Origin of the sequence: Flavobacterium sp. GSA192 (genome assembly GCF_006386525.1) — a bacterium.
GTDB classification, from domain to species: Bacteria; Bacteroidota; Bacteroidia; order Flavobacteriales; family Flavobacteriaceae; genus Flavobacterium; species Flavobacterium commune.
The window spans coordinates 137,112-160,974 of the sequence record NZ_VAHC01000003.1; the positions used below are offsets into that span (position 1 = coordinate 137,112).

Annotated in this window: 22 protein-coding genes, 1 tRNA gene and 1 pseudogene; 8 read left to right on the top strand and 16 right to left on the bottom strand. The window is 33.0% G+C overall.

The annotated features are described in order from the left end of the window. Positions 1-312 precede the first annotated feature (312 nt). The 4 genes from FDM27_RS07455 (at position 313) to FDM27_RS07470 (ending at position 5,242) form a co-directional block, all read left to right on the top strand. Complete coding sequence (locus tag FDM27_RS07455) at positions 313-1,467, top strand: M14 metallopeptidase family protein (protein ID WP_140485801.1); 1,155 nt, start codon at positions 313-315, stop codon at positions 1,465-1,467. Between the two features lie 76 nt (positions 1,468-1,543). Beyond that, the gene (locus FDM27_RS07460) at positions 1,544-2,023 is read left to right on the top strand and encodes an Lrp/AsnC family transcriptional regulator (RefSeq protein ID WP_007139244.1); all 480 of its coding nucleotides are present in this window, start codon (positions 1,544-1,546) and stop codon (positions 2,021-2,023) included. 105 nt (positions 2,024-2,128) lie between these two features. Further along, positions 2,129-4,711: a phosphoenolpyruvate carboxylase gene (locus FDM27_RS07465; protein ID WP_071185721.1), complete on the top strand. Its 2,583-nt coding sequence runs from the start codon at positions 2,129-2,131 to the stop codon at positions 4,709-4,711. Positions 4,712-4,720: 9 nt separating this feature from the next. Then, complete coding sequence (locus FDM27_RS07470) at positions 4,721-5,242, top strand: DinB family protein (protein ID WP_140485802.1); 522 nt, start codon at positions 4,721-4,723, stop codon at positions 5,240-5,242. Here FDM27_RS07470 and FDM27_RS07475 read toward each other — a convergent pair. From FDM27_RS07475 to aroB, 7 genes are all read right to left on the bottom strand, one after another. Further along, positions 5,239-5,715 (bottom strand): DNA-deoxyinosine glycosylase, encoded by a 477-nt coding sequence (locus tag FDM27_RS07475; RefSeq protein WP_140485803.1) that lies wholly within the window; start codon positions 5,713-5,715, stop codon positions 5,239-5,241. The genes FDM27_RS07470 and FDM27_RS07475 overlap by 4 nt on opposite strands. Positions 5,716-5,721: 6 nt before the next feature. Further along, on the bottom strand, positions 5,722-7,833 hold the full coding sequence (recQ, locus tag FDM27_RS07480; RefSeq protein WP_140485804.1) for a DNA helicase RecQ: 2,112 nt from the start codon (positions 7,831-7,833) through the stop codon (positions 5,722-5,724). 66 nt (positions 7,834-7,899) lie between these two features. Then, entirely contained in the window at positions 7,900-8,301 is a 402-nt protein-coding gene (locus tag FDM27_RS07485; protein WP_071185725.1) for a DNA primase, read from the bottom strand. 10 nt (positions 8,302-8,311) lie between these two features. Further along, the gene (locus FDM27_RS07490) at positions 8,312-9,283 is read right to left on the bottom strand and encodes a deoxyhypusine synthase family protein (RefSeq protein WP_071185726.1); all 972 of its coding nucleotides are present in this window, start codon (positions 9,281-9,283) and stop codon (positions 8,312-8,314) included. A 106-nt stretch (positions 9,284-9,389) separates the two neighbouring features. Beyond that, positions 9,390-10,784, bottom strand: a complete 1,395-nt coding sequence (locus FDM27_RS07495; protein WP_071185727.1) for an arginine decarboxylase — start codon at positions 10,782-10,784, stop codon at positions 9,390-9,392. Between the two features lie 54 nt (positions 10,785-10,838). Then, the gene (locus FDM27_RS16050) at positions 10,839-11,015 is read right to left on the bottom strand and encodes a hypothetical protein (RefSeq protein ID WP_181161647.1); all 177 of its coding nucleotides are present in this window, start codon (positions 11,013-11,015) and stop codon (positions 10,839-10,841) included. Between the two features lie 59 nt (positions 11,016-11,074). After that, positions 11,075-12,142 (bottom strand): 3-dehydroquinate synthase, encoded by a 1,068-nt coding sequence (aroB, locus tag FDM27_RS07500; RefSeq protein WP_140485805.1) that lies wholly within the window; start codon positions 12,140-12,142, stop codon positions 11,075-11,077. 91 nt (positions 12,143-12,233) lie between these two features. Here aroB and FDM27_RS07505 point away from each other — a divergent pair, with 91 nt between their 5' ends. After that, entirely contained in the window at positions 12,234-13,409 is a 1,176-nt protein-coding gene (locus FDM27_RS07505; RefSeq protein WP_140485806.1) for a proline dehydrogenase family protein, read from the top strand. 37 nt (positions 13,410-13,446) lie between these two features. Here FDM27_RS07505 and FDM27_RS07510 read toward each other — a convergent pair whose 3' ends face one another. From FDM27_RS07510 to FDM27_RS07545, 8 genes and pseudogenes are all read right to left on the bottom strand, one after another. Further along, entirely contained in the window at positions 13,447-14,379 is a 933-nt protein-coding gene (locus FDM27_RS07510; protein WP_140485807.1) for a transglutaminase, read from the bottom strand. Positions 14,380-14,399: 20 nt separating this feature from the next. Beyond that, complete coding sequence (locus FDM27_RS07515) at positions 14,400-15,251, bottom strand: substrate-binding domain-containing protein (RefSeq protein ID WP_140485808.1); 852 nt, start codon at positions 15,249-15,251, stop codon at positions 14,400-14,402. 84 nt (positions 15,252-15,335) lie between these two features. Then, complete coding sequence (locus FDM27_RS07520) at positions 15,336-16,202, bottom strand: nucleoside phosphorylase (RefSeq protein WP_140485809.1); 867 nt, start codon at positions 16,200-16,202, stop codon at positions 15,336-15,338. Positions 16,203-16,293: 91 nt separating this feature from the next. Beyond that, entirely contained in the window at positions 16,294-16,626 is a 333-nt protein-coding gene (locus FDM27_RS07525) for a translation initiation factor (protein WP_140485810.1), read from the bottom strand. A gap of 135 nt (positions 16,627-16,761) precedes the next feature. Beyond that, on the bottom strand, positions 16,762-17,712 hold the full coding sequence (locus FDM27_RS07530) for an isopenicillin N synthase family dioxygenase (RefSeq protein WP_140485811.1): 951 nt from the start codon (positions 17,710-17,712) through the stop codon (positions 16,762-16,764). A gap of 139 nt (positions 17,713-17,851) precedes the next feature. Further along, a tRNA-Tyr gene (locus FDM27_RS07535) sits at positions 17,852-17,932 on the bottom strand. Between the two features lie 188 nt (positions 17,933-18,120). Then, a pseudogene (locus FDM27_RS07540) lies at positions 18,121-18,507 on the bottom strand (TlpA family protein disulfide reductase); the annotation flags it as partial. An 18-nt stretch (positions 18,508-18,525) separates the two neighbouring features. Then, positions 18,526-19,299, bottom strand: a complete 774-nt coding sequence (locus FDM27_RS07545) for a DUF4369 domain-containing protein (RefSeq protein WP_140485812.1) — start codon at positions 19,297-19,299, stop codon at positions 18,526-18,528. A 219-nt stretch (positions 19,300-19,518) separates the two neighbouring features. On the opposite strand from FDM27_RS07545, the gene FDM27_RS07550 reads away from it, so the two are divergent. Continuing rightward, positions 19,519-19,746 (top strand): hypothetical protein, encoded by a 228-nt coding sequence (locus FDM27_RS07550; protein ID WP_140485813.1) that lies wholly within the window; start codon positions 19,519-19,521, stop codon positions 19,744-19,746. Between the two features lie 37 nt (positions 19,747-19,783). On the opposite strand, the gene FDM27_RS07555 is transcribed toward FDM27_RS07550, so the two are convergent. After that, the gene (locus FDM27_RS07555; protein WP_140485814.1) at positions 19,784-21,328 is read right to left on the bottom strand and encodes a hypothetical protein; all 1,545 of its coding nucleotides are present in this window, start codon (positions 21,326-21,328) and stop codon (positions 19,784-19,786) included. Positions 21,329-21,482: 154 nt separating this feature from the next. On the opposite strand from FDM27_RS07555, the gene FDM27_RS07560 reads away from it, so the two are divergent. Further along, the gene (locus tag FDM27_RS07560) at positions 21,483-22,658 is read left to right on the top strand and encodes a 2-isopropylmalate synthase (protein WP_083382182.1); all 1,176 of its coding nucleotides are present in this window, start codon (positions 21,483-21,485) and stop codon (positions 22,656-22,658) included. A gap of 59 nt (positions 22,659-22,717) precedes the next feature. Further along, positions 22,718-23,836: a 3-isopropylmalate dehydrogenase gene (gene leuB / locus FDM27_RS07565; protein WP_140485815.1), complete on the top strand. Its 1,119-nt coding sequence runs from the start codon at positions 22,718-22,720 to the stop codon at positions 23,834-23,836. Positions 23,837-23,863: the final 27 nt, after the last annotated feature.

Below are 23,863 nucleotides of genomic sequence, written 5' to 3' on the forward strand. Positions count from 1 at the left end.
GTAAAATGAAGTTTGAAATACGGTATTTACAAATGTAACCAAAACTAGTTTGGATTACAAATTTACAGTTGTAAATCGATGTTAAATATCTTTAGTAGTTTATATTTAGGTTTAATTGTTTCTACTTAAGTTACTGAAATAATTATATTTATATATTGTTTTAAAAACGAATAACATTTGTTAACTGTTTTGAATTAAGCTTGTCTAATAAGGCTAGAAAAACTGTTTACAATATTAAAACAATTCAATAAAATTCAGTTTACAAATGTAAAAATAAAGATGTTTACTTTTGTAAATCAAATATATTAGATTATGAATTTAGAGCAGTTGTTTCTTGACAACAAGGAAAAAACGATTGAAGGCAGGTATTTGACATTAGAGTCTATTGAGCCTATTTTGAAAAGAATTAATACAGATAATCAACTTTCGGTTATTGGAAAATCAGTTCAGGGAAGACCAATTTATAAGTATGTTATTGGTGCCGGAAAAACTAAAATTTATCTTTGGTCACAAATGCATGGTAACGAAAGTACCACTACAAAAGCATTATTTGACTTTTTAAATGTGTTGCATAGTGGTTCTGATTTGGCCAAAGAATTATTGAGTAGTTTTACTTTTTGTTGTTTACCTATGTTGAATCCTGATGGAGCTACATTATATACTCGTGCTAATGCCAATGAAATTGATTTAAATAGAGATTCACAAGATCTTACTCAACCGGAAAGTAAAGTTTTGCGAGCGGTTTTTGAGGAATTTCAACCTGATTTTTGTTATAATCTTCATGATCAACGTACTATATTTGGTGTTGCTGATACCGGAAAACCCGCTACTGTATCTTTTTTGGCGCCTTCTTATAATGAAGAAAGAGAAATAAATGATTCCAGACAAAAAGCTATTAATCTGATTGCCGGAATGAATGCTGTTTTGCAGGAATTTATTCCGGGGCAAATAGGTCGATTTGATGATTCGTTTAATATTAATTGTATTGGCGATACCTTTCAGTATTTAGGAGTGCCAACAATTTTGTTTGAGGCAGGTCATTTTCCGGGAGATTATCAAAGAGAAGTTACCCGAAAATATGTTTTTATGGCGTTGGTTTCGAGTTTCACAATACTTAACGAAAACGTTATAGAAATTAATAGAACGGAGGATTATTTGAATATTCCTCAAAATAAAGTCGTTTTTTATGATTTTATATACAAAAAGGTTAAAATAAATTATGACGGTATTGAAAAAATAACGAATTTTGCTGCACAGTATAAGGAAGAATTGGTTGATGGTAAAATCAATTTCAACGCTTATATTGCCAGACTTGATGATTTAGAAGGATTCTTTGGTCATGAGGTTTATGATGCTCAGGGAGCTCTTTATGAAGATGGTGGTGAAAATGTTCCTAAATTAGATCAAAAAGCAAATTTTAGTTTAGATAAAAAACTTAATTTTGTTAATGGACTGATAAAAAACTAATTTTTTGTACGAGTTTATCAATTTAATGTATATTTTTATGCTTTAAAATGATAATTAATAATATAATTAAAGAAATATGAGTAAGTTCCGTTTAGATGAAGTAGATCATCAGATATTAGACATGTTGATTGACAATACGAGAGTTCCGTTTACAGATATCGCTAAAAAGTTATTGATTTCTGCTGGAACAGTCCACGTTAGAGTTAAAAAAATGGAAGACGCAGGTATTATAATGGGATCCTCATTGGTTCTTGATTATGATAAATTAGGTTATTCATTTATTGCTTACGTAGGGGTGTTTTTAAATAACACTTCTCAAACTAAGTTTGTTTTGCAACGAATTAATGAAATTCCATTCGTAACTGTGGCTTCTGTAACTACAGGAAAGTTTAATATTTTCTGCAAGATTAGAGCTAAAGATACTAAACATGCTAAAGATGTAATCTTTATGATTGACGATATTGATGGTGTTTACAGAACTGAAACAATGATTTCTCTTGAAGAAAGTATCAACGACAAGAAGCGTTTGATGCATACTATCTTCAAAAATATGTAATCTAAGAACTTGAATGTTATTTTAAAATAATACCTCAAGTTGACTCTTGGGGTTATTTTTTTTCAAAACAACGATAAAATTAACTAAATAATTCAACAATAATTTATGTACACGCTCCCTAAAATTGAACGTTTTAAACAAAATGTTCTTTCTAAATATAATATTTACAACAGCGTTTTCATTACTTTACCTTTTGATTCTATAGACAATACAGGTGCTTTACTGCCTTTGTTCACAGAGGTTTGTGAAACAGGTTTTAGAAAAATGGAAACACCAAAGGAAATATTTGAGTTTTTCTCTAAAAAATATTTACATACTGACGTAGAGGCCGATAAAATTGATTTAATGTTTCGTTTTATCCAGTATATTGAACGTCAAATTGTATTGTTTGATGCTATAGAAGACGCAGCTTTTCCTATTGTAAATAATATGGAGGGACGTGGTTCTTTGAGAGATATTAAAGAAAAAGCGGATGCCAGAGGGAAAAATGAAGAATTAGTTGAGTTTTTAGAAAATTTTAATGTAAGACCTGTTTTAACGGCGCATCCTACACAGTTTTATCCAGGTGCTGTTTTAGGAATTATTAACGATTTGACTCAGGCAATTCGTGATAATAACTTACTTCAAATCAAACAGCTTTTAGCGCAATTAGGAAAAACTCCGTTTATCAAAAATGAAAAACCAAATCCTTTTGACGAGGCAGTAAGTTTGATTTGGTATTTAGAAAATGTATTTTATAACACCGCTGGTGATATGATGCATTATCTGGAAACTAATATTTCTCCGGAGGGAATTAAAAATCCGATTATCCAACTTGGATTTTGGCCGGGAGGAGACAGAGATGGAAATCCATTTGTAACTACTGATATTACTCTAAAAGTTGCTGACCGTTTAAGAACTTCTATTTTAAAATGTTATTATTTTGAAATGAGAGACTTAAAAAGAAAGTTAACTTTTCCTGGTGTAGATGTTTTAGTTGCTGAACTTGAAAACAAACTATATCGTTCTGTTTTTTATTCAAGAGGTGAAATCTACATTACCTTAGAAGAGTTTAAATCTCAATTAATTAAGATAAAAACCATTATTGTAGAGCAACATCAGTCTTTATATCTTGATGAATTAGAAGCTTTGCTTATCAAAATAAACCTGTTCGGATTCCATTTTGCTACTTTAGATATTCGTCAAAACAGCAAGATTCACGATGCTGTATTCAAAGATGTATTCGATTTTTATTTAGAGAAAGGAGAAAATGTTTTTCCTAAAAATTATTACGAATTATCGGAAAATGAGAAGATTGAAGTTTTAGCAAATGCAAAAGGAGATTTGAATCCTGAAGACTTTAAGAACGATATGACCAAATCGACTTTGGAGTCTATTCGTGCAATCCAACAAATTCAAACAGCTAATGGCGAGTTAGGAGCTAACCGTTACATTATCAGTAACAATGAAAATGCGGTAAATGTCTTAGAAGCATTTGCTTTGTTTAGATTAAACAATTGGGAATTCCCTTCAGTAGATATTGTGCCTTTATTTGAATCGGTTGATGATTTGCAAAATGCACATAATGTTATGGAGCAATTATATACAAATCCGGTTTATGCTGCGCATGTTGCAAGCAGAGGAATGAAGCAAACTATCATGCTTGGATTCTCTGACGGTACAAAAGACGGAGGTTATTTAATGGCTAACTGGAGTATCTATCAGGCTAAAGAGCAGCTTACTGCGATGTCCAGAAAATATGGTGTAAAAGTGATATTTTTTGACGGACGTGGTGGACCACCAGCTCGTGGAGGAGGAAAAACACATAAATTCTATGCTTCTTTAGGACCAAATATCGAAAACAAAGAAATTCAGGTAACTGTTCAGGGACAAACTATTAGTTCTAATTTTGGAACTTTAGATTCTTGCCGTCATAACTTAGAAAATTTATTAAGTGCCGGAGTTACCAATCAGGTATTTAATAAAGATTTGAATAAATTATCTGATGAAGATAAAGAGGTGATGAACCAATTATCGGAATTAGGATATAAAAAATATTTAAGCTTTAAGAATCACGATAAATTCATTCCGTACTTAGAGAAAATGAGTACGTTGAAATATTATGCCAAAACTAATATCGGAAGCCGTCCTTCAAAGAGAAGTAAGTCTGAAAAATTAGATTTTAAAGATTTAAGAGCAATTCCATTTGTGGGGTCCTGGAGTCAGTTGAAGCAAAATGTTCCTGGATTTTATGGAGTAGGAGCTGCTTTAAAACATTTTGAAGAAACAAATCAATGGGACAAAGTTCAGGCATTGTATGATAGTTCAATGTTCTTCAAAACATTACTTGAAAATAGTATGATGTCATTGGCTAAATCATTTTTCCCATTAACGGCTTACATGAAAAATGATCCTGAATTTGGAGAATTCTGGCAAAATATCTACGATGAATTTTTGGAAACCAAAAGATTGTTGTTAAAAATTGCCGGTCATAAAGAGTTAATGGAGAATTATCCTGACGGAATAGCTTCAATCCAGGTGAGAGAGCGTATTGTATTACCTTTATTGACAATTCAACAATATGCTTTGTTGCGAATTAATGAATTGAATAAAGAAGCTAATCCGGATGATAAATTAATCAAAGTGTACGAAAAAATCGTAATGCGTTCTTTGTTTGGAAATACTAATGCTAGTAGAAATTCAGCTTAATATTCGATTATGAAGCGCACTGATGTACCTGAAAACGAATATTCTGTATTCAATGCTACTTATATAAATGCAGCAGGTGATGGAGATTTATATGAAGACTTAGAAATAAGTCTTCATGATTTTATTCGTTTTGTTCAGGATATTCCAATGGATAAATTTGATTATCGCTATGCTTTGGGCAAATGGACTATCAAAGAAATTATCCAGCATATCATCGATACGGAACGTGTTTTTGCTTATCGGGCTTTGCGAATTTCGAGAAATGACAAAACGCCATTACCGGGGTTTGACGAAAATGTTTTTGCTTTAAATACAAATGCTAACGACAGACATTTGCAAAGTTTATTGACTGAATTGTCAATTGTCCGTCAAAGTACTTTGGCACTTTTTAAGAGTTTTTCAGATGAACAATTAAAAAGAATTGGAATTGCTTCCAATAATGAAATTTCGGTGCGAGCTATAGGTTTTATTATCATTGGGCATCAAAAACACCATCAAAAAGTTTTTAAGGAGAGGTATCTCCTAAATTAATAAAAACAAGTAGACCAAGTTTCCAACTTGTTTTCAAAAGACATCGTATTAGCGGGACTAGTAGAAGGCATTACATAAAAAGTAATGCCTTTTATTTGCCCAAAATTTTTAATAAAATAGCGGTGGCTTTCTTTTCCGTTAAAGATGATCTTTTTAATATTTGGATATTGTTTGAATAAATTTTCAAAATCATTTGGCTTATGATTTTTGATGTGAATGTCTAAACTTCCTTTGCGTTCGCAATTTTCCAGAACATCCCAAATTCCAATTTTGTTAGTTTGTAATACTTTTATTTTTTCTTCGAAAACGGTAGCAACGGGTAATTTGTCAAATATAGTGTAAATTATTTTCCAGAAATGATTGCGTGGATGTGCATAATATTCCTGTTTTTCTAGCGAAGCAATTCCGGGCATGGTTCCCAGAATTAGAATTTCGGTTTCTGCGTTGACAAAAGGAGGAAAGGAATGAATCATAATTACTTAGTTGTTATTTTCTTCTTTTTCAATGATTGCCAAAGCAATTCTGATTTTTCCGTAGTCTATTTTTTCTTCAAAATAATCAAAATAAGGTTTTAAAGCAGTAGGATTTTCTAGTTTTACACGGGCTGCTGCTATTAAATTCACTTCTTCATTTGAAACAAATTCGTGTAAATCAATTGAAGCTCCGTCTAAATATAGTTTTGCCAAATGTGACATAATGGTGCTGGCACCTAATTTTCGTTTTGTGGCAATTTCTTCAGTAGAGAATCCTTCTTGGTACAAAGCTAAAGTTTCTTTGTAGGTGCTGGATTCTTTTTTAGATTTTACTTTTTTGTCTTTTTGAAAAGCTATAATGGTTTTAATAAAGGCATCACCATATTTTTCCAATTTGGCTTTTCCAACCCCGTCAATCGCAATCAATTCTTCTTCACTCATAGGGCGATTAATTTCCATTTGGCGTAAAGCGGCATCACTAAAAATTACATAAGCGGGAACATCTTCGTCTTTAGCTATTTCATAACGCAATTTACGTAAGCTTTCAAACAATGAATTGGCTACTGTTTTTGCTTTAGCTGTTGGTTCGGTTTTATTTATTTCTACCTTTTGAACATTGTTGAGTTGGACTTTTGCTCCTTCAAACAAAACTTTCTTGGCTAAAGGAGTTAGTCTTATTTTGTTTTGTTGGTGAAAGGCAATTTCGCAATAACCCAAATTAATCAATTGAATCAGGTATTGATTCCAGTCGTGCCAAGAGGTTTCAATACCTACGCCATAGGTTTTTAAGTTTTGATATTCTTTTTCGTAAATATAGGCGTTTTTTGAGCCTCGTAAAAAATCAACAATTACGGCCAATGGTTCGGACTCCTGAAGTCTAATAATAGCCGAAAGTGCTTTTTGAGCAATGATGGTTCCGTCAAAAAAGGCGGGAGGATTTTTGCAAATATCACAATTGCCACAGTTTTCGGTAACAATCTCGCCAAAATAAGAAAGCAATATTTTTCTGCGACAGCTCAGTGCATCAGTATATTGTTTCATTCTTTCGAGTTTTGCCAATTGGATTTCGGCATTTTGTCCCTGCGAAGCAAATTTTTGCAACTGAATCAAATCGCCATAACTCTCGAACAAAATAGTTTCTGAAGCCATGCCATCGCGACCGGCACGACCAATTTCCTGATAATAGCCTTCGATGTTTTTGGGTAAGTTGTAATGAATTACCCAGCGCACATTGGATTTGTCAATTCCCATCCCAAATGCAATGGTGGCACAAACCACCTGACATTGGTCGTTGATGAATTCATCCTGGGTTTTAGAGCGAAGTTCGCTGTCTAAACCTGCATGATAAGCTTTGGCAGGTATTCCGTTTTTTGAGAGTTTCTCAGCAAGTTCTTCGGTGGTTTTTCTGCTAAGGCAATAAATAATGCCGGAATCGTTAGGTTTTGATTCTATGAATTCAATAATTTGTTTGACTCTGTCTAGGGCAGGGCGCACTTCTAAACTAAGATTTTTTCTATCAAAAGAGGAAATAAAAATTGATGGATTTTTTAATTTTAATTGATTGCTAATATCTTGACGTGTAGCTTTATCGGCAGTGGCAGTTAAAGCAAGAATTGGGGTAGTAGGGAAACGGTTTTTAAGATAGCCTAAATTGGTATAAGCAGGTCTAAAGTCATGTCCCCATGAGGAAATGCAATGCGCTTCGTCAATAGCTATTGAGCTTATGGTAAGTACACTGAAAGCGTTGTCCAAATAGGACAAACTTTCGGGCGCAATGTAAACCAGTTTTACTTTGTTATTTTTTAGGTTTTCAATATGTTGCTGTTGTTCGGCTTCTGTTTGAGTACTGTTAATAAAGCAAGCTGCAATTCCATTGGCTTTTAAACTATCTACCTGATCTTTCATTAACGCAATAAGTGGCGAAATCACGATGGTAATTCCGGGAAACAATAATGCAGGTAATTGAAAACAAATGGATTTTCCGCCACCTGTAGGCATGATGGCTAAGGTGTCGTTGCCTTGTAAAATAGTATTTATAATTTCTTCCTGATTGCTTCTGAATTTTTCAAATCCAAAATTTTCTTTAAGGGTAGTATGTAATATTTGAGAAGTAATCATTTTATGGAATGGTAAAATTAAAAAAGGAACTCTTTTTTTGAGTTCCTTTTTTGTATGTTTTAAGAATTAATCTTCATCATCTTCGTCATCGTCATCGTCCGCAATGTTTTTGTCGTCAGCATCTTCATCGTCGTCGTCTAATTCTGGTTTGTCAACATTGTCATCTTCGTCATCATCATCGCTAATATCATCATCCAAATCTAAACCTTTCATTGGTGCAATTGGCTCGATATCATCGTCTATATCATCGTCTTCGTCAAAATTTTCGATTCTGTCAGCAAGTTTAGTACTTACTTTTACTAAATAGATAGTGTCTTCAGTGCGAACTTCTACAGCTTCTATTAATTCGTTTTTAGCATTTTTGAAACGAATAATATCTTCGTCGTCATATCCATCAGGAAATTTCTCAACTAATAAGTTTAAAATTTCGTTTGTCAGCTTAGCGTACTCAACAATAATTCTTCTCATAAAAATGGTATTATAAATCTAATAAATAAGCAAAAATTAATGGTGCTACAATGGTAGCATCTGATTCAATGATAAACTTAGGAGTTGTAATATCTAATTTTCCCCAAGTAATTTTTTCGTTCGGAACTGCTCCGGAGTACGAACCATAACTGGTTGTAGAATCTGAGATTTGGCAGAAATAACTCCAGAACGGAATGTTGTGCATTTCCATGTCTTGATACAACATTGGAACTACACAAATAGGGAAGTCTCCTGCGATACCTCCACCTATTTGGAAAAATCCAATACCATTTTCACTATTTTTTGGATACCAATCAGCTAAGAAAGTCATGTATTCAATACCTGATTTCATAGTTGATGCTTTTAGTTCTCCTTTAATTACATAAGAAGCAAAGATATTCCCCATAGTACTGTCTTCCCATCCAGGAACAATAATAGGTAAATTTTTCTCAGCAGCAGCATACATCCAGCTGTCTTTTAAGTCAATTTCATAATATTCTTCTAAGACACCTGAAAGTAGCATTTTATACATAAATTCATGTGGAAAATAACGCTCTCCTTTATCGTCAGCATCTTTCCAGATTTTGTAGATGTGTTTTTGCAATCTACGGAAAGCTTCGTGCTCAGGAATACAAGTGTCAGTTACACGGTTTAATCCTCTTTCTAATAAAGCCCATTCGTCTTCAGGAGTTAAATCACGGTAGTTAGGCACTCTTTCGTAGTGAGAGTGAGCTACTAAGTTCATGATGTCTTCTTCAAGGTTAGCTCCTGTACAAGAGATAATCTGAACTTTGTCCTGACGGATAATTTCGGCGAAGATTTTTCCAATTTCTGCTGTACTCATTGCACCAGCCATACTTACCATCATTTTAGCACCATTGGCTAATTGTTGTTCGTAAGCTTTTGCGGCATCGACTAAAGAAGCAGAATTGAAATGTAAATAATGCTTTTCAATAAACTGACTGATCGGTCCTTTACTCATTTTAAGGGGTTTAAATATTTTGTAAACTTATGTGTATTTGAATCTATATCGGCTCAAATATAATGAAATTATAAATTTACTAATTGTGTGTTTTGTTAATTATTTTTTATTTGTAACCTAATATTTTCAACACATCTTCAGAGGTTTGTTGTTCTGAAAATACTTCTGTAGCTAAAATACCATTTTCATCTCTGTCTATTAAGATATGCTTAGGTTGTGGTATTAAACAGTGGTGCAATCCGCCGTATCCACCAATGGTTTCCTGATAAGCTCCTGTATTAAAAAAGCCAATGTAAAGTGGTTTTTCTTTGTTGTATTTTGGTAAATAAATGGCGTTCATGTTTTGTTCCGAGTTGTAATAGTCATCACTATCACAAGTTAAACCTCCTAATAATACTCTTTCGTAAGTATCGTTCCAACGATTCACGGCTAACATGATAAAACGCTTGTTTATGGCCCAGGTATCAGGTAATGTAGTGATGAATGAAGAGTCAATCATATTCCATTTTTCCCTGTCGTTTTGTTGTTTTTGATAAAGAACCTGGTAAATTGCTCCGCCACTTTCACCTACTGTAAATGAACCAAATTCGGTAAAGATATGAGGAACATCAACCTCAGCTTCATCACAGGCAATTTTGATCTGATTGATGATTTCGTCAATCATGTATTGGTAATCGTATTCGAATGCTAAAGAGTTTTTTATTGGAAAACCTCCTCCGATATTTAAACCGTCCAAAGTAGGGCATTCTCTTTTAAGAGCGATGTAAACTTTGATACATTTTACCAATTCGTTCCAGTAATAAGCGGTATCGTTGATTCCGGTATTGATAAAAAAGTGAAGCATTTTCAGCTCTAATTTATCGTTTTCCTGAATTTGTTTTTTGTAAAAAGAGACAATGTTTTTGTATCCAATTCCTAATCTTGACGTATAGAATTCAAATTTAGGTTCTTCCTCAGCAGCAATACGAATTCCAATTTTGAATTTCCCTTTGATTTCCGACTGAAGTAAATCTAATTCTTCATAGTTGTCAATAATTGGAATCGTGTTTTTATGTCCGTTATTGATTAATCGGGCAATATTGCTAATGTATTGGTCTCTTTTGAAACCATTACAAAGGATATAAGTGCTTTTGTTGATTTTACCGTTTTCTAAAAGATTCTCAACAATATTGATGTCAAATGCTGATGAAGTTTCAACATGAATATTGTTTTTGAAAGCTTCATTCATAACAAATTCAAAATGAGAACTTTTTGTACAATAACAATAATAGTATTTTCCCTCATATTTGTTTTTTTCCATCGCTCTACGAAACCAACTTTTGGCTTTGTTGATATTGTTGGAAATCTGAGGTAAATAAGTGAATTTTAATGGGGTACCATACTTTTCAACCAATTTCATCAAATCGATGTTGTGAAACTGAAGATTGTCTTTGTTAAGTTTGAATTCTTCCTGTGGGAAATAGTAGGTTTGATTGATTAGATCAGAATATTTTGTATTCATTGCTTTTAGAGTTTTTGTGATGTTACAGATTAATGTTTAAAATTAAACTGTAATTCAAACTCTAATATTAGCATATACAATTTGTAATTTTTCGTTTCCTGATTTTAAATATTGAAAAACATCAAAACTAAAAGGACTCACTAAATTAAAACGTTTCAATATTCCTAATAAAGAACTATTGTTAACGTTCTGATTTGAGTTGTAATTTCTTTGTTTTTGATCTTTTTTCATTGCGGCAAATGTAAAAAATAAAATATAAGTGATGCAATCCTTTTTTATAAAAAAAATAGTTAAGATTTGTAATCTTCAAAGGCTTCAAGAATCAATTCATTCTCAACAGCTTGATTGATTTTAATCTTTCCGATACCTTCAATTAATGCAAACTGAATGCTTCCGTATTCATTCTTTTTATCATGAATTAATAATTCTAAAATAGGATCGATGTCTGCTTCTTCAAAAATAATATCTTCGTAAATAGACTTTAATACTGCTTTAATTTGGATATATTCTTCTTGAGAAATTAGTCCTTTCTTTAATGAAATATAACTTTCAAGTATCATTCCCACTGCAATTGCTTCACCGTGAAGCAGGGTAGTTTTAACTTCGCTCTCCAAAAAATAACCTTCAATAGCATGACCTAAAGTATGTCCGAAATTTAAAGCTTTTCTAATGTTTTTCTCAGTAGGATCCTGTTTTACAATCTCGTTTTTAATTTCTACTGATCGGTAAATCAATTGGTCAAGTGCATCAAAATCAATAGTTGAAATATCCAGAAATTCTTCCCAGTATTTTTTATCGTAAATCAAACCGTGTTTCAACATTTCGGCAAGACCGGAACGCATTTCGTTTTGAGGAACTGTCTCTAAATATTGAGTATCGATAAGAACCATATTAGGTACATTGATAACACCAATTTGGTTTTTCAAATTCCCTAAATCCACCCCGTTTTTTCCGCCTACCGAGGCATCAACCATAGAAAGTAAAGTAGTTGGGATATGAATAAAATCAACACCTCTTTTAAAAGTTGAAGCTACAAAACCACCAAGGTCAGTAACCACACCGCCACCTAAATTAATAACAAGACTTTTTCTGTCTCCGCCAAGTTCTGTAAGGACTTTCCAAACTTCAACGCAGGTTTCAATGTTTTTGTTTTCTTCACCTGCTTCAAATTCGATAATTTCAACATTCAAATCGGTTTCGATGTAAGGCAATAATTTTGGTAAACAAAACTCATTGGTATTGCTATCTACAAGAATGAATATGTTAGAATATTTATTTTGGCTTAGATGAAGATTTAAAGCTTCGTATCCTTTTTCGTTAAAATAGATTGGGTAGTTATTGGCTTGAATTGTTTGCATCTGTATTTATTAATTTGAAATGCAAAATAAGGTAATTTCTAGTAATTAATATTCATAACTCTGGCTATATTTGTTTTAAATAGCGAAAAAAATGAAAAAATTATTCGATGACACAGAAATTGCTTTTGCTTTAAAAAGTAACACCGATTTAAACACATCCTATTTGCTTTTTAAAATGATGAATTTTAAACCATTGGTAAAAATCGGAACCGGATTTATCAATTTGGCTTTGAAATTACATCTGCCTGTCGAGAATTTAATTCGAAAAACCATCTTTAATCAATTTTGTGGAGGTATCAATGAAGAAGATTGTCTCGAAGTGGTGGATACTATTTTTACCAAAGGAGTTTCAACGGTTTTAGATTATGCTGTTGAGGGAAAAGCTGTAGAAACTGAGTTTGAGAATGCACTCGAAAAAACGCTAAAAATAATTGAATTTGCCAAAGAGCGTCAGGCTATTCCTTTTGCGGTTTTTAAGCCTACGAGTTTTGGACGTATTGATTTGTATGAAAAAACAGGAAAACAGGAAGTTTTAAACCCAGAAGAACAAAAAGAATGGACTGATGTTATAGCTCGTTTTGAGAAAGTGTGTCAAACGGCCTATCAAAAAAATGTACCAGTGTTGATTGATGCCGAGGAAAGCTGGATGCAAAAGGCTGCTGACGAATTAGTTCTTGAAATGATGCAAAAATACAATAAGGAAAAAGCGATTGTTTATAATACTGTGCAAATGTACCGTTGGGACAGAATGGATTATTTGAAAGAAATCTATCAAAAAGCCCAATCGGAAGGTTTTTTTGTTGGAATCAAATTAGTTCGTGGTGCTTATATGGAAAAAGAAAATGAGCGTGCTGAAGAAGAAAATTACAAATCGCCTATTTGTTCCGGCAAGCAGGAAACAGATGAAAATTACGACTTGGCATTACAATATAGTATTGCTAATTTGGATAAATTTTCGCTTTTTGCAGGGACTCACAACGAATCCAGTGCTTATTATTTGATGCTATTGATGGAGGAAAAGAACATCGCTACTAATGATAGCCGAATTTGGTTTGGTCAATTGTACGGAATGAGCGACACGATTAGTTTCAATCTTGCTGCCAGAGGTTACAATGTTGCTAAATATGTGCCTTTTGGTCCTGTAAAAGAAGTGGTTCCTTATTTAATTCGACGTGCTCAGGAGAATACGGCTGTTATAGGACAAACCAGTCGTGAATTAGAAATGATTATTAAAGAGCGGCAACGCAGGAAAAACTCAAATAATTAATAGCTATTTTTAGAAAAAAGATTAGCAGATTGGTTTTTTAATTTAGAGTTAAAGCTCCCAGAATCTCTTCGGACATAAATGGTCCTCCGGGATATTTAGCAGTATAGTCTAGATTTAGCCAGATTTGGTTACGTTCATCAATGTGATAGTGGAGTTGTTTTCCGTAACTTTCCTTTGGAAACAGAATATTTTTGATTAAGTAGTTGGCTGTTTCCAAGTCTTTCATGCTTCCAATAAGAATTTCGGGATAAATGTGTCCCTTGGTGTGAATTAATCTTGGAGTCCCTCCAATAGCGCGAACACAGGCAGCCATTAAAATAGAATGATCATCACAATCACCTGACAAATACGCTAAGGATTCGCTGGCAGTTGCAATATAATCACCGTCTTTAGGATCGCTCACATAATTCCAACGGCTGTTAATTTCTTTAAAAACAGCAAAACATTGAATAATAACACGATAATCAGCATATCCTTTTACATTTTTGAAATTTTTATTAATTGCCATAACGGCAAAATTTCGAACCTTTGGATTTTGGTATTCAATGGCACTCAGAATTTCAGATTTGTTAGGAAAAGGAAGTAGCTTTGAAATAATAATGTCCTGTGGATTTGGATTGTCAGACATAGTGTAAATCATCGAATCATAATCCTCATAAACACTCTCAAAACCATAGTTTCCTAACACTGTTCCGTAAAACAGCATCATGATATAAAGAATCATGCAAAAGATAATAATGGTTCTTAGAAGCCTTAAAACTAGTTGTGTAGCTATTAAAATAAAAAGAAATAAGAGTATTCGATCCAGATTGAGTACCCAATTTAATTCGATTAAGTTTTGGTGTGCGATGATAAAAGCAGGAATACTAATCAAAATATTCAAAACAAAAATAATAACATCATCCCAAGGCTTCTTGACCTGAAATCGCTGTTTTATATTTTGAAGATTAAGATTTTTAAAGTTTATCATGCCAGGCAAAAAAGGAAAAACTATACTGTTTTAACTATTTCATCAAAAGTACCTATTTTATTAATAATTTTAAGTTTTAATAACTGATTTTGAATATTGTTTAACATTTCTTCAGTTAATTGCTCTTGTGACCATTCTGTCAGGGAAAGCCATTCCTGAATATCAGCTGTTTTTTGCTGGTATTTATGAGCCAAAACACTATCAATATCCGGTATTGACTTAAAAGAAGCTGTTTTTTTATTGATAATAGCTAAAATTTTATGAATGATTTCCGGTTCTTTTTCCAAAATTTCATCACGTACTGCAATTACAAAACAAGGCCAGGGAGTAGGGCAGTCGGCTATTCTTCTAAAAATACCTTTATCGACTAAGGGCTTGGTCATAAAACGTTCCCACATAAAATAATCAGCAGTTCCATTAGTTAAAGCTTCGACAGCGCCGTCAATAGTATTTACAATTTTAAATCGAAGTTTATCGGTTTCCCAACCCTGATTATAGGCATTTACATAAGCCATTAATTGCGAACCCGAACCCAAACGGGAAATAGCCACTTTGGTATTTTCAAGATCTGCTAAGGTCTTATAATTGGATTTTGCAGCTACGTGAATTCCCCAAATTAAAGGCGAATCAACATAAACCTGTACAATTTTTGTTGGATTTCCGGCTACAATATCTTTAACAATGCCTTCCGAAAGAATGACAGCAATATCAGTCTCACCATCGCGAAGCATTTGGCACATTTTACCGGTTCCTTCGGGAACATCCCTCCATTGCAAATCGATGTTTTGACTTTCGAATTCTTTATTTTCAAGACTTAAATGCCAGGGCAAATTAAAGTGTTCCGGTACTCCTGCTATTTTTATTGTTTTCATTGTACTTAATTTTTTAGGACACAGATTTAAGAAATCTATAAAATTATTTAAATTTCTTAAATCCGTGTTCCATATCAGCTTATATTATTGGCTCAGCTTTTCTAAAGTATAACTAATTAATTTATCAATCGTTTGATAAGGATTTTTGCTAAAAGTTCCATTGGCACGATTAGCAATAATAGCGTTTAGCGAAATGGCCTTATGTCCTAAAAGAGCAGAAAGTCCATAAATGGCTGCGGTTTCCATTTCGAGATTTGTTATCTGAATTCCATTGAATTGAAACTGATCCATTTTTTTATTCAAATCAGCATCCTGAATATTCAAACGTAAAATTCTTCCCTGAGGACCGTAAAAACCTCCTGCAGTAGCTGTAAATCCTTTATGAATTATAGCGGAATAGAAATGATTGACTAAAGTTTCACTTGAAGGAATTACATAAGGTTTTCCTTTTTGCAAATCCCAATTAGTTTGTTCAATAAAAGCACTTTCTATTTCCGGATTTAAAATAGAATCAACACAGTAGGAGCGAAGCATATTATCCAAACCAATAGCATATTGACTCATCACAAAGCTATCCACCGGAATATGAGCCTGAAGCGAACCCGAAGTTCCTATTCGAATAATATTTAAAGAAGTAAGCTTCTCTTTAATTTTTCTGGTTTCAAAATCAATATTGACCAAGGCATCCAGTTCATTCAAAACAATATCAATATTATCAGGACCAATTCCTGTAGAAATCACGGTAATTCTTTTGCCTTTGTAAGTCCCGGTTTGTGTTTTGAATTCTCTTTTTTGAATGGTAAATTCGATATTGTCAAAAAGTGCGGTGATTTTCTCCACCCGTTCCTGATCTCCCACAAAAATAATATCCTGAGCAATATGCTCGGGTTTTAAATTCAGATGATAAATGCTTCCATCCGGGTTTAGAATCAATTCTGATGCTTGTATCATTTTTTAATTTCCTAAGATTCTAATTAGTAAAGTGTTTTTTGCAACTCCAATTGTAAAATTCTGAAATCTAAATTCTGAAATCTACAATCAATTACCCTCCAACACGCTTGGTTTTAAAACCTTTTTCTTGTAAAATTTTCATGATTTTGTCACGATAGTCTCCCTGAATGATAATAGCTCCGTCTTTGAAACTTCCACCAACACTTAATTTGGTTTTAATTTCTTTGGCAAGAATCTTAAAATCTTCGTCATTGCCTTCGTAACCTTCGATTATAGTGGTTACTTTTCCTTTTCTTTTTTCGAATTTACAAATCATAGGTTCTTTTTGAACATATAATTCATGTGATGTTTCTTTTTTTTCTTCCGGTTCGTTGCTAGGAACATGATCCGGGAATAAGTTTTTTAATTGGTCCTGTAGATCCATAATTTATGTTTTTTGGAACACAGATGAAACTGATTCGCTAAAGCGAAAACACAGATAAAACAGATTTTTAATTGATAAAATCTGTTTTTTTTCTGTGTCTTTATAAAGTAAATCCGTTCTATCCGCGTCCTATTTTTATTTCTTAATTAATCCTAAATCCACTAATCGCTCGTACAGAAAATCCCCTGCGGTAATATCTTCAAATTGTTTTGGATTATCGTTATCAATACAGTTTTCTAAACAATTCAAAGGCATATCGCTCACCGGATGCATAAAAAACGGTATGGAATAACGTGAAGTTCCCCATAATTCTCTTGGAGGATTCACCACTTGATGGATAGTCGATTTCAATCTGTTATTAGTATGACGGGATAACATATCGCCCACGTTGATTACTAATTCGTCTGGCTCTGCAATAGCGTCAATCCATTCTCCACCGTGATTTTGAACCTGAAGTCCTTTACCCTGAGCGCCCATTAAAAGTGTTATTAAATTAATATCACCATGAGCAGCTGCGCGAATAGCATTTTCAGGTTCAGAGGTAATAGGAGGGTAGTGTATGGGTCTTAAAATGGAATTTCCTTCTTTGGTGTAGTCGTCAAAATAGAATTCGTCCAGTCCTAAACGCAAAGCCAAGGCTCTCAAAACATAGATCCCTGTTTTTTCAAGCATTTGATAGGCTTGTTTTCCAATTTCATTGAATCGAGGCAATTCTTTTACGTTGATGTTTTCAGGATATTCTGAGGCGTATTTTGAATCTGCGGATACATATTGTCCAAAATGCCAAAATTCCTTTAAATCGCCTTCTTTTCGTCCTTTAGCGTGCTCTTTACCAAAAGAAACATATCCTCTTTGTCCTCCAAGCTCTGGATTTTCATAGCTTCGTTTAATCTCTAGTGGCAAACTGAAAAATTGTCTGATTTCGCTATACAGTTCTTCAACCAGTTGCTGGTCTAAAAAATGTCCTTTTAAGGCGACAAAACCAATGTCTTCAAAAGCATTTCCAATTTCGTTTACAAATTTTTGTTTGCGTAGCGGATCGTTTGATAAAAAGTCGCCTAAATCAACACTAGGGATGTTTTGCATATTGTATAATTTTATTTTATGTAACAATAGTAAAGAGTGTCTGAGTTCTCTTTACAAATGTATTTAATAGAATTTTAAAATGAAATGGTTCGTGAAAATTAGGGATAAAAAAAACGCTTCAATTTCTTGAAGCGTTTTGTGGGGAGAGCAGGATTCGAACCTGCGAAGTTTTCACAGCAGATTTACAGTCTGCCCTCGTTGGCCGCTTGAGTATCTCCCCGAAGCCTTTGAGTACAACAGTTGTTTGTTGTTGTTAGCGGTGCAAATATAGGAACACTTTTCGTTTCTGCAAACTAATTTTGGACTAATTTTGCATTATTTTCTAAGGTTTTTTTTAACCTATTGGTCTTGAATAAAATAAAAAATCTCCACTAGGGAGATTTTTTATTTTTATGCTTTTAAAATGCTTTATTTAGTTAAAAGTTCTATGATTTTTGCTCTCAATTCAGCACCTCTTAAGTCTCTTGCGACTACTTTTCCTGAAGCATCCAGTATAAAAGTAGCAGGAATAGCGTCAACTTTATATTGAGCTGCTATTGGTTCTTGCCAGCCTTTTAAATTAGAAACCTGTGGCCAGGTCAATTTGTCTTTTGCAATAGCTTCTTTCCATTTGTTTGCATCTTCATCTAAAGATACTCCAATAATGTTAAGACCTTTTGAGTGTAGCTCTTTGTAAAGAGCTACTACATTTGGGTTTTCCCTTCTGCACGGACCACACCATGATGCCCAAAAATCAACTATTGTAACTTTTCCAAGACTTTCTTTTAGAGAAATTACTTTTCCTTCCGGATTAGGAGCTGAAAAATCTGTTCTTCATTTAGCTGCTGGAGTTGGAGCTGCACCAGGAGTAGCTGCTGCACTTGGACCAGCAGTAATAGCTGTAATTCTTTCTTTGATAGCTTTACCTGGTTTAGTGTTTTTTAATTCGTCTTCAAATCCATTGTAGATGCTTTCTGCTTTTTTAATATCTGCAGATGGATCAGCAAGCATACTTTGGATGATTAAAGCACTAATAAAAGATTTTGGGTGTGATTCAGCGTAAGTAATGTATTTAGCTTTAGAATTAGTACCAACTTCTTCTTGAATTTTTTGGTATTGTTGCATTAAGCTGTTAATTGTAGCAGTATCTTTTGTTTGTTGAGCCTGGTTCATTTTAAGCATATTTGCTTTTTGGAAATCCATTAATTTCTTTTGAACCACTTTCATTTCTTCGTTAAATTTCACATACTCATCATTGTTGTAAGTACCTGATATTTTAGTGTTTTGAATACTGTCTTTGTTAACTTCGATGTTGATTTCTCCAGATTCTAAGATAAAAGGAATCGGTTGGTTAGCTGCTTCTAATTGAAGTACGTGGAACGCAGGTTCAGTTACTTTTCCTTTGATTTCAAATTTTCCGTTTTCTACTTTTACAGTATCAATATTGATTAATCCTCCCATTCCGCTAGGATCTTGTGCCTGAAGAATGATGGTTTTTCCGTTTTCAATTCCATTTGCTGTACCAGTGATAATGTACTCGTCTTTACCTACTTTGCTGCAAGAAAATAGCACAGCAGAGGCAGAAAGCAATAAAAATAATTTTTTCATTATTAATTAGTTAAATTAGTTAAGTGTGCAAAAGTATTTAAATTTATAAAATGGCAATAATTTAATTCGCTAAATTTTTGTTATAATTGATTGCTTTCGGGCTTTTGTTGCTAATGTTTGATAAAATGAGTTAAGGAATTTTGAATTACTCAGGCCTGTTGATTTGTTTTTATCAATATGCCGACTTATTTTTGGTTTTTAAAGAAAAGAAAATAATGTATGAAACCATTGAAAGAGAAGTTACTCATTAAAGATGCTACTATTAATAAGATACAATTTGACACGGAATGGTTTTTCAAACTAGATGACATGGCTTTTTTTCTGAAAGAAGATTTATCGGAAGTAGAATTTGTTTATTTGCCCATGTTGATTGATGGAGAAACTGAAATAGTAAAATGTAGCTCGTTTGAAGATATAATTAGAGGAAGAAAAGAATTTGACCAATGAAAAAAAAGAGAGAAGTACACACTTCTCTCTTTTGTTTTTATCTATTACTTAGTTTTGCTTTTTCTTTAATAATGTCGCTAATTTTTCGGTTTTCGATTTTGCTTTCCAGCCAGGAAATAATATCGAGATAAAGAAAAGCTCTTTTTTCATAAGTACTTTGTTCTAATTCTACAAAACGCTCTTTCATTTTTCGGAATTCATTTTTGATATCGCTTGGGTAAATAGAATTCAGGTTTTTCAAAAAGCGAATGATTTCCTTTTGTACTTCATGTAAATCATTCATTTTTAGTAAAAATTTATAGGTGTTTTTTAGCTGATTTTCTAAATAGTAGTCTTTCCCCAATTCGTAATGCGCAATCAAACATAAAATGCGGGCAAAACACATTAAATCTTCACGCATGCTTAGGTTTTTGTTATTGATAATTTTTTCCAAATAAAATATGGATTCGTTGTATTTTTCAACACCAAAATAAATACTGGCAATTTTATAAAAAAATAACATTTCGTGATGTTCGTCCAGATGTTCGTTGTGAGTTTTTAATTTACTCAGAATTTCAGGAACCAAATATTCGCTTTCGGCGAAAGTTCCTTCCATAATATGATAATTTAATTTGTTGTTATATAAATATAAAAAGGACAACGAGGCAATATTATCATTAATAGGAAAACGCGGGTCTTTGATAGTTTCTTCAAGTAGTGTTAGGTATTTTTTAAATTTGGTTTGATACTTTAACATGTATAAAGATTCCAATAAGTAATTGTTTCCTTTTAAGAAAAACACCGGATTCAGGAAGATCATGTTTTCATTGTCATAAAAAAGTGTAACCCATTTGGAAGCAAATTTATAGCTACCTAAAAAATCCTGAACCAGAAAACTACGCCATAAATTAGCATTGTAAAACCAATATTTCTCTCGAAATCCAAATTTGTTTTCGTCTAATTTAGAAATGTGTTTGTTAAAATAATCATCAATATACTTATATTCTTCATCGCTTTTTACATAACCGGTTTTAAGCATGATTCCATACAGCTGCAAAGATAAATTGGATAATTTACTCGAAATGGTATTTTGATAATTTAATTCTTTGGCTTGAATTACTAATTCGTCGGCACGTCCCTGAATACTTCTGGTGATGTATTGTGATTCGATTAATTTTTCGAATTCTACAATTTCATACGCCATTAACTTTTCGTCATTTTCTATTGCCTGGCTTTTGGTTTTATCAAGGATTTTTAAACTCTGTTTGTACAAACCTTTATTATACAGAATGGTAGCAAAATCAATTTGTTCTCTTAATTGGTAACGAATGTTTTGACTAGGGATATTAAGGCGGATGCTAACTAATATTTGCTTGTACAAATACGATTTTAAATTTGATAATTGTACTTTCTTAATGATACCACTTTTTAAAATAAGTTTCTCATCGTAGTTTTCAGATTTATCTAAAATATTGAACAGTTCAATGAATTTTGTATTCGAACTTGTCTCTAATCGACTTGCAAAAATCTTAAATTGTCGTTTTTCAGATTTAGATAAGGACTTTATTAGAACGAATAAAAAATCTTTTTGATGGTTAGCCATTGTAAAATAAATAGATTTAACTAGTTGATTTTAAGTGTTTTACATAGCCAATAACAGGCTTATAAACAGTATATTCAGTTAAAATGAATTTTCTATCCAAAGTAAAGAATATATTTTTGTTATCAAGATGTGAAATTACATTAAATAAATGAAAATGAATAGAGACAAAGTCCAAATTTTTGATACCACTTTACGAGACGGGGAACAAGTTCCAGGATGTAAATTAGATACCAATCAAAAACTTGTTATAGCTGAACGCTTAGATAACATGGGGGTTGATATTATTGAAGCTGGTTTTCCAGTTTCTAGTCCTGGTGATTTTTTGTCTGTTACTGAAATTAGTAAAATCGTTAAAAATGCTACAGTTTGTGGTCTTACCAGAGCTGTAAAAAACGATATCGATGTAGCAGCCGCAGCCTTAAAACATGCTAAAAGACCACGTATTCATACTGGTATTGGGACATCAGAATCTCATATATTACATAAATTACAAACAACAAGAGAAGATATTATTGCCAGAGCTAAGGCCGCTGTAGCCCATGCTAAATCTTATGTTGAAGATGTAGAGTTTTATGCAGAAGATGCAGGAAGAACTGACAATGCTTTCTTGGCACAAGTTTGTGAAGAAGTTATTAAATCAGGAGCTACAGTATTAAATATTCCTGACACTACAGGGTATTGTTTGCCTGATGAGTATGGTGCAAAAATCAAATACCTTAAAGAAAATGTAAAAGGTATTGATAATGTAACTATCTCTTGTCACTGTCATAACGATTTAGGAATGGCAACAGCTAACTCAATTTCAGGAGCTATTAACGGTGCCAGACAAATTGAGTGTACTATCAATGGAATAGGGGAAAGAGCCGGAAATACTGCTTTGGAAGAAGTAGTGATGATTTTTAAGCAACATCCGGATTTGAATTTATATACTGATATCGACACCAAACAATTGAATGAAATGAGTCGTTTGGTTTCTGAAAGTATGGGGATGATGGTTCAGCCTAATAAGGCAATTGTTGGAGCTAATGCTTTTGCTCATAGTTCCGGAATTCATCAGGATGGTGTTATTAAAAACAGAGCTACGTATGAAATTATTGATCCTTTAGATGTAGGAGTTAATGAATCTTCAATTGTGCTTACTGCCAGAAGTGGTAGAGCAGCATTGGCATATCGAGCTAAAAAAGTAGGGTATGAGTTAACAAAAACACAGTTAGATGTTGTCTATGTTGAGTTTTTGAAATTTGCCGATGTTAAAAAAGAAGTTTTAGACGATGATATTCATTTGATTATTGCGGCTTCGAAAATTGAAGGTGATTTAATTAAACGATAGTTAGAGCTTAGGAATTTTAAATGATTAAATTTGCAGCGTTTTAATTAAAAATCAATCTCATGAACTTAAAAATTGCTGTGTTGTCGGGTGATGGTGTAGGTCCTGAAGTGATTTTACAGGCTAAAAAAGCCTTGTGCGCTATAGGAGTCGTTTACGAACATGATTTTATTTTTGAAGATGCGCTTGTGGGGGCTATTGCTATAGATAAAGCTGGGTCGCCGCTTCCTGAACAAACATTAAATCTATGTCTTAATACCGATGCTGTTTTGCTGGGTGCTATCGGTGATCCGAAATACGACATCGATACTGATGCAAAAGTTCGTCCGGAGCAAGGATTATTGCGATTGAGAAAAGAGTTAAATCTTTATGCAAATATCAGACCTCTTAAGCCTTTTAAAGGATTAGTTGATATTTCTCCTTTAAAAAGAGAAGTAGTCGAAGGAGTTGATTTTATCATTTACAGAGAATTAACTGGCGGAATCTATTTTGGAGAAAAAAAACTAAATGAATCAGGAACAATTGCTTCTGATTTATGTGAATACACTGAAGACGAAATCTCAAAAATTGCGCATTTAGCATTTAAATCAGCTCAAAACAGAAGAAAGAAATTAACCTTAGTTGATATGGCTAATGTTCTTGAAACTTCACGTTTATGGAGAAATGTAGTTAAAAGTATTGGAGCTGATTATCCAGATGTAACTTTAGATTTTTTGTATGCTGATAATGCAGCAAAACAAATTATATCAAATCCGAAACAGTTTGATGTAATATTGACAGAGAATTTATTTGGAGATATTTTATCTGATGAAGCCAGTGTTATAACAGGCTCAATAGGAGTTTTAGCATCAGCTTCATTAGGAGAAAAAAATGTGTTGTTTGAACCGGTTCACGGTTCTTATCCTCATGCAAAAGGAAGAAATATTGCCAATCCTTTTGCAGCGATACTTTCGGCAGCAATGTTGTTGGAATATTTTGGCTTGAACGAAGAAGCTAAGAAAGTATATCAAGGAGTAGAAAAAGCAATTGAATACAATGTGGTTACGATAGATTTGAATCCGGATACAAAATTTGGAACTAATGAAGTTGGGGAATTTGTTTCCAATTTCATTTTAAATAAAGACGACCTAATGTATTTTAATAATGATAATGTACATTTAGGTCAATCAACAATAGTATAATCTACTATTTTGATAAATAATTGAAAT

Bases quoted from the DNA above. Each gene is read 5' to 3' on its own strand.
- FDM27_RS07485 (WP_071185725.1), bottom strand. From the start codon at position 8,301: ATGAGAAGAATTATTGTTGAGTACGCTAAGCTGACAAACGAAATTTTA.
- FDM27_RS07510 (WP_140485807.1), bottom strand. From the start codon at position 14,379: ATGATAAACTTTAAAAATCTTAATCTTCAAAATATAAAACAGCGATTT.
- FDM27_RS07555 (WP_140485814.1), bottom strand. From the start codon at position 21,328: ATGGCTAACCATCAAAAAGATTTTTTATTCGTTCTAATAAAGTCCTTA.
- FDM27_RS07515 (WP_140485808.1), bottom strand. From the start codon at position 15,251: ATGAAAACAATAAAAATAGCAGGAGTACCGGAACACTTTAATTTGCCC.
- FDM27_RS07560 (WP_083382182.1), top strand. From the start codon at position 21,483: ATGAATAGAGACAAAGTCCAAATTTTTGATACCACTTTACGAGACGGG.
- FDM27_RS07460 (WP_007139244.1), top strand. From the start codon at position 1,544: ATGAGTAAGTTCCGTTTAGATGAAGTAGATCATCAGATATTAGACATG.
- FDM27_RS07495 (WP_071185727.1), bottom strand. From the start codon at position 10,784: ATGAATACAAAATATTCTGATCTAATCAATCAAACCTACTATTTCCCA.
- aroB (WP_140485805.1), bottom strand. From the start codon at position 12,142: ATGCAAACAATTCAAGCCAATAACTACCCAATCTATTTTAACGAAAAA.
- FDM27_RS07525 (WP_140485810.1), bottom strand. From the start codon at position 16,626: ATGGATCTACAGGACCAATTAAAAAACTTATTCCCGGATCATGTTCCT.
- FDM27_RS07530 (WP_140485811.1), bottom strand. From the start codon at position 17,712: ATGCAAAACATCCCTAGTGTTGATTTAGGCGACTTTTTATCAAACGAT.
- FDM27_RS07550 (WP_140485813.1), top strand. From the start codon at position 19,519: ATGAAACCATTGAAAGAGAAGTTACTCATTAAAGATGCTACTATTAAT.
- leuB (WP_140485815.1), top strand. From the start codon at position 22,718: ATGAACTTAAAAATTGCTGTGTTGTCGGGTGATGGTGTAGGTCCTGAA.
- FDM27_RS07490 (WP_071185726.1), bottom strand. From the start codon at position 9,283: ATGAGTAAAGGACCGATCAGTCAGTTTATTGAAAAGCATTATTTACAT.
- FDM27_RS07505 (WP_140485806.1), top strand. From the start codon at position 12,234: ATGAAAAAATTATTCGATGACACAGAAATTGCTTTTGCTTTAAAAAGT.
- FDM27_RS16050 (WP_181161647.1), bottom strand. From the start codon at position 11,015: ATGAAAAAAGATCAAAAACAAAGAAATTACAACTCAAATCAGAACGTT.
- FDM27_RS07455 (WP_140485801.1), top strand. From the start codon at position 313: ATGAATTTAGAGCAGTTGTTTCTTGACAACAAGGAAAAAACGATTGAA.
- FDM27_RS07465 (WP_071185721.1), top strand. From the start codon at position 2,129: ATGTACACGCTCCCTAAAATTGAACGTTTTAAACAAAATGTTCTTTCT.
- FDM27_RS07545 (WP_140485812.1), bottom strand. From the start codon at position 19,299: ATGAAAAAATTATTTTTATTGCTTTCTGCCTCTGCTGTGCTATTTTCT.
- recQ (WP_140485804.1), bottom strand. From the start codon at position 7,833: ATGATTACTTCTCAAATATTACATACTACCCTTAAAGAAAATTTTGGA.
- FDM27_RS07470 (WP_140485802.1), top strand. From the start codon at position 4,721: ATGAAGCGCACTGATGTACCTGAAAACGAATATTCTGTATTCAATGCT.
- FDM27_RS07520 (WP_140485809.1), bottom strand. From the start codon at position 16,202: ATGATACAAGCATCAGAATTGATTCTAAACCCGGATGGAAGCATTTAT.
- FDM27_RS07475 (WP_140485803.1), bottom strand. From the start codon at position 5,715: ATGATTCATTCCTTTCCTCCTTTTGTCAACGCAGAAACCGAAATTCTA.